8 protein-coding genes and 2 pseudogenes are annotated in these 8,749 nt (G+C 30.5%); all 10 read left to right on the top strand.

What is annotated here, in order from left to right; all coding sequences use genetic code 11:
- Positions 1-195: pseudogene (locus tag HMPREF3023_RS00050) on the top strand (ABC transporter ATP-binding protein); the annotation flags it as partial.
- Between the two features lie 9 nt (positions 196-204).
- Positions 205-369, top strand: a pseudogene (locus HMPREF3023_RS09575) (sigma-70 family RNA polymerase sigma factor); the annotation flags it as partial.
- A gap of 227 nt (positions 370-596) precedes the next feature.
- Positions 597-1,211, top strand: coding sequence for a TetR/AcrR family transcriptional regulator (locus HMPREF3023_RS00045; protein ID WP_023060302.1), 615 nt, complete (start codon positions 597-599; stop codon positions 1,209-1,211).
- 107 nt (positions 1,212-1,318) lie between these two features.
- Positions 1,319-3,088: an ABC transporter ATP-binding protein gene (locus HMPREF3023_RS00040; protein ID WP_070699845.1), complete on the top strand. Its 1,770-nt coding sequence runs from the start codon at positions 1,319-1,321 to the stop codon at positions 3,086-3,088.
- Positions 3,085-4,809: an ABC transporter ATP-binding protein gene (locus HMPREF3023_RS00035; RefSeq protein ID WP_070699844.1), complete on the top strand. Its 1,725-nt coding sequence runs from the start codon at positions 3,085-3,087 to the stop codon at positions 4,807-4,809. Before HMPREF3023_RS00040 ends, HMPREF3023_RS00035 begins: the two co-directional genes overlap by 4 nt.
- Before the next feature lie 25 nt (positions 4,810-4,834).
- Positions 4,835-5,425: an MptD family putative ECF transporter S component gene (locus HMPREF3023_RS00030; protein ID WP_070699843.1), complete on the top strand. Its 591-nt coding sequence runs from the start codon at positions 4,835-4,837 to the stop codon at positions 5,423-5,425.
- On the top strand, positions 5,425-6,153 hold the full coding sequence (locus HMPREF3023_RS00025) for an energy-coupling factor transporter transmembrane component T (RefSeq protein ID WP_070699842.1): 729 nt from the start codon (positions 5,425-5,427) through the stop codon (positions 6,151-6,153). Before HMPREF3023_RS00030 ends, HMPREF3023_RS00025 begins: the two co-directional genes overlap by 1 nt.
- Positions 6,150-7,541: an ABC transporter ATP-binding protein gene (locus HMPREF3023_RS00020; RefSeq protein WP_009430618.1), complete on the top strand. Its 1,392-nt coding sequence runs from the start codon at positions 6,150-6,152 to the stop codon at positions 7,539-7,541. The genes HMPREF3023_RS00025 and HMPREF3023_RS00020 overlap by 4 nt, the downstream gene beginning before the upstream one ends.
- A 208-nt stretch (positions 7,542-7,749) precedes the next feature.
- Positions 7,750-8,160 carry a sigma-70 family RNA polymerase sigma factor gene (locus tag HMPREF3023_RS00015; RefSeq protein WP_070699841.1) on the top strand — a complete coding sequence of 137 codons (411 nt, stop codon included), beginning with the start codon at positions 7,750-7,752 and terminating at the stop codon, positions 8,158-8,160.
- A 410-nt stretch (positions 8,161-8,570) separates the two neighbouring features.
- Positions 8,571-8,708, top strand: a complete 138-nt coding sequence (locus HMPREF3023_RS09380) for a hypothetical protein (protein WP_168165787.1) — start codon at positions 8,571-8,573, stop codon at positions 8,706-8,708.
- Positions 8,709-8,749: the final 41 nt, after the last annotated feature.

The raw sequence follows: 8,749 nt of genomic DNA, 5'->3' as shown, positions 1-8,749 counted from the left end.
TTAACAAAAAATAAGACAGTAATAATGATTGCTCATAGACTAAAGACAATTAGAAATGCTGACCAGATTTTAGTCTTAAAAGATGGAGAAATAGTAGAACGTGGTAATCATGAAGAACTGATTAAAAATAATGGACTTTATTCTGACCTTATAAATGCAAAAACTAAGGCGGAATCATGGAAATTAAATAATTGATAGGAAGAAATATTTAAAGTCTCTGAACATGAAAAATATTTAGAGCAGGTGGACAAGAAAAACCACTTGCTCTTTTTTTCGTTCCTAAATCAATATGGGAATTTTGAAGATAATCTAGAAGATAAAAATGTTGATGTAGAAAAAGTTGTAGCTACACCAATGATGATTGAAGCATAAAAAATGTATCAACCATTACCCTTTAAACAGGATTTAGGTTGATACACAAAATTATTTACAGACCCTGTTATTGTGTAATTAAGACTATAAGCGTTAAGCGTGTTATTTATAGTAAATAAAATTATACCATACTCAGAATATAATTTCAGGGCACTATTGACAAAAGTATAAGAAAATGATAATCTTTATTAAAGAACGAGTGTCGGTCAATAGGTGGTGAGGTTTTGGCAAAGAGAAATGTAAAAGATCCAGAAGAAAGAAAACAGGAGCTTATAAACATAGCATCCAGACTTTTTGAAAAGTATGGGTATGAGAAAGTTTCTGTTAGAGATATTCTCGCAGAAGTTAATGGAGCGCCGGGAATGTTTTATTATTATTTCAAATCAAAAGAAGATATTTTCTTGGAGTGTATGGAAACTTACTTTGATGAAAAATTAAAAAATAAGTTAGGTATCCTTCAAAACAAGGAAATAGATTACGAAGAAAGAATAAAAATTCTAAGAGAACTTATAGTAAAAGATATCGGTCAGTTCACGACTAGATATAATTTTTCAAAAGAGAATTCAATTACAGATAACTCGTACAGGCTATGGGAATTGATTCATTACATTGGGAAATTTATAGATGTCTATTCAGAGTTTATAATGGAAGGAATTGAAAATAAAAAAATAGAAAATAATATGGGAATAAACAGAGAAAATGTGAGAAGTTTCGCAGCTTTTATTTTATACGGAGCTGTTGGAACAATATATAATGACTATATTATTAAGGGAGAAAACAAAACAAATTCAAGTGAAGCCTTTGGAATAATAAGCGAACTATTTCAAAGACCTCATTAGAAAAAAATAAAATATAAGTATTTTACAAGGGAAACATCAATGGTGTTTTCCTTGTATTAGTTTTAAGGCAAATGAACGAACTCGTTCGGTAAGGAGGTATGTTTTAGATGAAAAAGAAGAAATCAATCAAAGATATTATTTCCTACAGTGAAATAAAAAAAGGACAACTTGTAGGAGGGATATTATTTGTTAGTCTTGGGATGCTATTAAGTATTTGTCCAATTTTGGTGATATACAAAGTCATAAAATCTCTATTTTTATATGGAAAATTAGAACAAAGTACAATACAGTTCTGCATCTATGGACTTGCAGCAGTGGTATTGTCATATTGCTTAACTTACATTGGCGGTATTTTATGCCATAAGTTTTCATATGTTTTAATAGCTAACTTAAAAAAGAAAATATTATTTCATATTGGAAATCTTCCTTTAGGGTTTTTTACCGGAGACAACAAGTCAAAAATAAGGCAAGTATTAGGATCGGACATGAATCAAATTGAGGGATATTTTTCTCATCAATTACCAAATTTAATTTCAACTTTAGTACTAATTTTAGCAATGATAATTGTTATGTTGAAGATAAATTTAATATTAGGTCTTACGACTTTGTTAATTATATTTATTGGTTTAGGAATTCAGATTGCAATCATGGCAAAGATTATAAAGTCGGGTGGACTTGAGAAGAACTTTGCAATTCTGGATCAAATAAATTCAGCAACTACTGAATACGTTAAAGGTATGCCGGAAGTGAAAATATTTGGAACGGGAATAAAATCATTTAAAACTTTTTCAAAGTCAGTAGGAGAATATAGAGATTTTACAAGTTCGATGACATCAATGATAAGACCAGGATTTGTCTCATTTAGAATGTTTATTCTATCTGTTGCTACATTCATAGTTCCAGTAGGAATACTTTTAATGTCACGAAATAATAACTTGGATTTTGCTACAGTCTTTATTTTCTATTTGATTCTTGCACCTGCCATTAGCGTACCTGCATTAAAACTGAGAGATTTTGCAGAAGGAATGAATTTACTAAATGAAGTTGTTTTGAGAATCTACGAAATTATAGATCAAAAAGAATTTGCAATTGAAAATAGTGAGGAAGAGATAAAAGGTCATGATCTTGAATTTGAGAATGTAAGCTTTTCTTATGGAAATGAAGAGGTTTTAAAGAATATAAGCTTCTGTGCTAAACAAGGAGAAGTTACAGCATTAGTTGGATATTCGGGAGCAGGTAAATCTACTATTGGAACGCTAATACCGAGATTTTACGATCCTTCAGAAGGTTCTATTAAAATCGGTGGAGTTAATATAAAAAATATTCCGATAAACGCCTTAATGGACAAGATAGCATTTGTTTTTCAAGACAGTGATCTTATCACAGATACAGTCTTCAATAATGTTGCTATGGCAAAGACAGGTTCTACAAAAGAAGATGTCATAAAAGCTTGTAAAAAGGCAAGATGTCATGATTTTATTGTAAAACTTCCTGAAGGATATGACACAGTTTTGGGTAAAGGAACTTATTTATCTGGAGGAGAGAAACAACGTATTGCCGTAGCAAGAGCGATTTTAAAGGACGCACCAATATTAGTATTAGACGAAGCAACAAGTTTTGCTGATTCTGAAAATGAATATCTTATGCAGGAAGCTTTGTCTGAATTGGTTAAGGATAAGACGGTTATCATGATTGCTCATAGGTTAAATACCATAGAGCATGCAAATCAAATTTTAGTAATATCTGATGGAAAAATTGCAGAAAGAGGTAAGCATAAAGATTTAATCCTTGCAGATGGAATATATAAGCGACTCTTTGATATTTATAAGAAGACAAATATTTGGCAAATGGATATAGAAGGGAGTGAGAATGAATGATAAGAAATATTACATTAGGAAAGATGAATAATATAAGAAAATCAATTATTTTAAATGTTTTGGCATCTATTTCAAACCTTATACCATTTATTGCTTTGGCGAAAATTGTAGAAACACTATTTTTAAATAGAGGTGCAAATAGGATAGATACGAGCCTTTTATGGAAGTATTTTGGGATAATGGCAGTATTTTTCTTAATAACATTCATATTGGAAAATTTAGCCACAAAATATACCTATGAACTTGGATACAAGACAAGTGCAGATGGAAGAATAGAGCTTGCAGACCACATAAGAAAACTGCCAATAGGTTATATTTCAGGGAAAAGTTCAGCAGAGATTTTAGATACATTAATGAATGATTTTTTCAAAGTTGAAACGGCAGCAACTCATCAATTACCTCAATTTTTCAGTGGTATATGTGTAGCGGTTCTTTGCTCAATATTATTTTTGATAATCAATGTAAAAATGGGAATAGCAACTCTTATTGGACTACCTATTTCTGTTCTACTCCTCACACTCATGCAAAACTTTCAGAAGAAAATTTATTTAAAAACAAAGAAAATTAGGATAAAAGAGGAAGAAGATATAAACGAATATTTGGATGCCATTAAGACTCTAAAAGCTTATAACAGCTTAGATGATACATTAACAAAGCTTGAAGAAGATATAGATAACTCAAGAAATGCAAATATTAAGAGTGAGAAAGGGGTTGGTTCATTAACTACTATAGCAAGTATGATTTTAAGAATAGGACTTCCTTTGATGAGTTTAGTTGGTTCCTATTTATTTATAAATGGATCTTTGGAAATTGATACATTTTTAATGTTCTTATTTGTAGGCACAAGGATTTTTGATCCCTTGGAGCTTGCACTTGTAAATTATACAGGTCTACAAATGGCATCAGTTTCAGGAGAGAGAATCATTAACTTACTTAACGCTAAACCTATGTCAGGAAATTCCGATGTAAACGAAAGCAACAAAATTGAAATCTGCGATGTTTCATTTTCTTACAAGGAATCTAAGGTTATCGATAATGTTTCATTAGACATTAATGAAAATGAATTAACTGCTTTTGTTGGTTACTCTGGCTCTGGAAAATCTACACTAATTAAATTAATTTCCAGATTTTATGATCCTAATGAAGGGACAATTAAAATTGGTGGAGTAGATTTGCTAACAGCCGACCCTGATAAATTAATGGATAAATTTTCTGTTGTTTTTCAAGATGTGTATCTTTTTAAAGACACAATTTATAACAATATAAAATTTGGAAATGAAGATGCAAGTAAAGATGAAATCATGAATGCTGCAAAAATGGCAGGAGCTTATGACTTTATAGTCAAAAAAGATGATGGATTTGACACTATGATTGGACAAGGAGGAGCGACTCTGTCTGGAGGTGAGAAACAAAGAATATCAATAGCGAGAGCAATATTAAAAAATGCACCAATAATACTACTTGATGAAGCAACATCTTCACTTGATCCTGAAAATGAACTTATTATACAGGAAGCAATATCAAATTTAATTAAAAATAAAACAGTTGTGGTTGTAGCTCATAAATTAAGGAGCGTAATGGGAGCTGATAAAATTGTTGTTTTAAACAAAGGAAAGGTAGAGGAAGTTGGGAAGCATGAAGAACTTATAAAAAATGAAGGACTATATAAAGACTTATGGAATTATCAAGAAAAGTCTAAAGAATGGAAGATTGTACAGTAACAATCAATTTTAAAGGAGGAAACTTATGAAAACACAAAAGAAATCATCAAAAAATGCAGTTACAGCTGGTGTTTTAATTGCACTTTACTTTGTAACATATGCAGTTATTGGGGTAATATCTATGCCTGTCCCTGTTTTGTTTTTACTAATGCCTATGCTTGTAGCACTACTTGCTGCACCAACCTATCATATGCTTCTTGCAAAGACAAAGTCAGCCACTGCTATTGTAATCGCAGCTATCTTACCAAGTATTTTATTAGTTGCAACTGGACATATTCCAATTGCACCATTAGTGGCAGTGCCTGCCGGAATAATTGCCATGTTCATAGCAAAAGGTGGAAATTATACAGACTTTAAGAAAAATACAATTAGTCATATGTTTTTTTCTCTAAACTTATTTGGAGGATTCTTACCAATTTGGGTTATGAGAGAAGCATTTTTTGAAAGTGTAATAAAAGGTGGCTTAGATCAAAGCTTTTGTAACACAGTAAGATCATGGACACCAATATGGATGTTACCAGTTATGATTATAGGAACATTTATATTCTCTATGATTGGTTCTTATTTTACAAAAAAAATACTAAATAAAAAGTTGGAATCCGCAGGAGTTTTATAATGGAAAATTCAAAGTTTGTTCTGGGGTCAAAATATGACCTCAGAACAAAACTTATCTTGCTTATAGGTGCGAATATTTTAATTTTTTTAGGGTTTGATTGGATCTATCAAAGCCTTATTACATTATTTTTCCTTGTCATTATTATTAGCGATGGTTATAAAAAATCCACTATAAGGTATATTTTATTTTTTGTAATAAGTGTAGTATTGGAAAAATCTTTAGCCTATTTTAATATGAATTTTCTTTTGAATTTAATTTTATTTATCTTAGCAATTGGAAGAAAATTTTTGCCATGTATTATCGTGGGTAAATGGATTTTAAATTCCACATCTGTTTCCAGTGCAGTAGCAACTTTACAAAAATTAAAACTTTCAAAAGACTCGCTCATAATGATTTCTGTAATATTTAGATGTTTGCCTACTATTAAAGACGAATGGAGTCATATAAATATGGCGATGAAAACTCGAGGTATTAATTTTAACTTAATAAATTTAATAAGAAAACCAACATTAATTATGGAATATTTTTTTGTACCTTTATTCGTAAGTGTTATAGAAATTGGGGATGAGCTCTCGCAATCAGCCATTATAAGGGGGCTTGATGCTCCTGTTCAAAAAACAAGTAGATACTTAATTAAGATTAGAAAAAATGACATTGGCGTTTTAATTCTTATGATTTTAATTTTATCAATAGTAATATTTATGAAAGTGTCAGGGTGGGATTTATGATTGAAATTAGAGAATTAAGTTTTAAGTACAAGGGAGGATCTGATTACTCATTAAAAGATATAAACTTGAAAATCAAAAAAGGGGAATGCATTCTTCTATGTGGCAGGAGCGGTTGCGGAAAGTCGACTCTATTAAAGCTTATGAATGGTATAATACCTGAGTTTTATGATGGGGACATTTCCGGCAGTGTTATGGTCAATGGTATGAATACATTTACCACACCAATTTACAAGTTATCTAAGGATGTAGGTTCAGTTTTTCAAAATCCTAAAACACAATTTTATACAACTAATACAACCGATGAAATCGCTTTTGGTTTAGAAAATTACGGCATAGAAAGAGAAGTAATTAACAAAAGGATTGAAGAAGTTGAAAAAGAGCTTCATCTTGAAAACTTGATGAATAAAAATATATTCAATCTTTCTGGAGGAGAAAAGCAGAAGATTGCTATAGCAAGCATTTACGCATTAAACCCTGAGATATTTATTCTTGATGAACCATCTTCAAGCTTAGACATAGAGTCAATGAAAGAATTATCGCTTACAATAAAAAAGCTTAAATCTTTAGGAAAAACTATTATTATTGCAGAACACAGGTTGTGGTATTTAAAAGACATTGTTGATAGAGCAATATACTTAGAGGATGGAAAAATCATCAGAGAATATAGTATGGATGAAATTGAAAATCTAAGTGAAGATGAACGAATAAGAACAGGACTTAGGCATTCTGATTATAAAGCTATTGAAAGATTTGATGATTTTGAAACTTTAAATAAAGGGACTTTATTAGTGCTAAAAGATCTAATATTCAAAAGAAATACCAAAATAATTTTGTCCATTGAGGATCTTAATTTTTGCTATGGGAATATTATTGGGATTGTTGGAGAAAATGGAATTGGGAAGTCTACATTAGCAAAAATTATATGTGGCTTATACAAAGAAAATAAAGGTAAAATTTTAAAAGATGATGAGAATTTAAATATAAAAAGTAGGCTAAATGAGAGCCTGCTTATTATGCAGGAAGTGAACTGTCAGTTATTCACGGACACTGTCAAAGATGAAATAGTATTAACATCAAATATTAAAGATGATAATGCTTTAGATACTTGGTTAAAAGATATGGAGTTAAAAAATATCAGTGATAGGAATCCTCACACCTTGTCAGGAGGACAAAAACAGAGAGTAATTATCTTATCCGCTTTACTATCCGACAAGAAAATTCTATTTTTCGATGAACCAACCAGTGGATTGGACTATAGAAATATGAAAATAGTAGCTAAAAACATAAAGAAAGTAAAAGAAGAAGATAAGTTGATTTTAATAATATCCCATGATGTTGAGTTTTTAGAGTCAGTTTGTGATAAAGTGATTGATTTTACTTATTTATGAAAATTCATACATTAGTAAATTAGAAGAGGGACATATGATAAAAACGAAAGAAAAACGAGAAGTTGTGAATAGTATTTTTTATAATATTCCATAAAATAAATTTTATAATAGATTTTTTTCATTTTAGAGGACTTTTTATGCCTATGTGCAGAAGTCCTCCTTTTTTTGTCTAAAAACGCAGACAAAAAAAAGAAATGGAGGAAATAAAATGCCAAAAGAATATTACCTTTATGTCGATGGACAAAGGGTTAAAGTCAGCGAGCAGATATATAAAGTCTACTGGCGAGAAAAAGAACACGAAAAGTATTTAGAGCAGGTGGACAAGAAAAACCACTTGCTCTTTTTTTCGTCTCTAAATCACGATGGGAATTTTGTAGATAATCTAGAAGATAAAAATGTTGATGTTGAAAAAGTTGTAGCTACACAAATGATGATTGAAGCACTGAGAAATGCAATGTCAAAGTTAAATAAGGATGAACGAGAAATAATTGAAAGATTATATTTCAATGATGAAACACTTCGTGCAGTAGCAAAGACTCAAAATATATCACATCCTGCTTTAATAAAAAGACGAGATAAGATTTTAGAAAAACTAAAGAAATTTATAGAAGAAATATAATTTCTGGTTACCAAAGAGGGCAAATTTTCCTTTATAAAGTGAGGGGAGTTTTGTCCTCTTTCTATGTTAAAAGAAATTTAAACAATACTTGAACCATAACAATTAAATAGACCAAGACAAGACATTAATCATTTTTGGAGCGTGATAACCTATTCGCCAAGATCTTTCTGCTGAATAATTCGGCAAAACAAGTACTGCTAAGCTAAAAGCAAGGGAAGAAGAAAGGGAGCGATAAGTAAGAGTTTGAATATAGGGAGGGATACCCTATTCGCTATGAAGAAAATGAGGATAATGATACTTCTAAGGTTGAAGCCGGCTCATCCTAAATAGAGGCGGAGGTGAGATTCCTATGTTGCTAATCCAAGGCACTTGTCAATGTCAAAAAACTTAAATATACATAGGAGGTTATTATGAAAGCAATAAAGATTTATAGCATGAGAGTTGCTATGTTATGTAGACTTTATGCTCTTAAATTAATTAATGATAAGGAATATACAAAAATAAAAAATAGAATAGAAAATGATTACAAGAAGATAGATAGAAAGTAGTTAATCTTATGATATAATAACACTGTAGAAAGATACAAAAT

It is taken from the genome of Peptoniphilus sp. HMSC075B08 (assembly GCF_001815405.1).
Classification (GTDB): domain Bacteria; phylum Bacillota; class Clostridia; order Tissierellales; family Peptoniphilaceae; genus Peptoniphilus_A; species Peptoniphilus_A harei.
The sequence above is the reverse complement of the archived record's forward strand: the minus strand, read 5'-3'. Positions and strand labels throughout refer to the sequence as shown.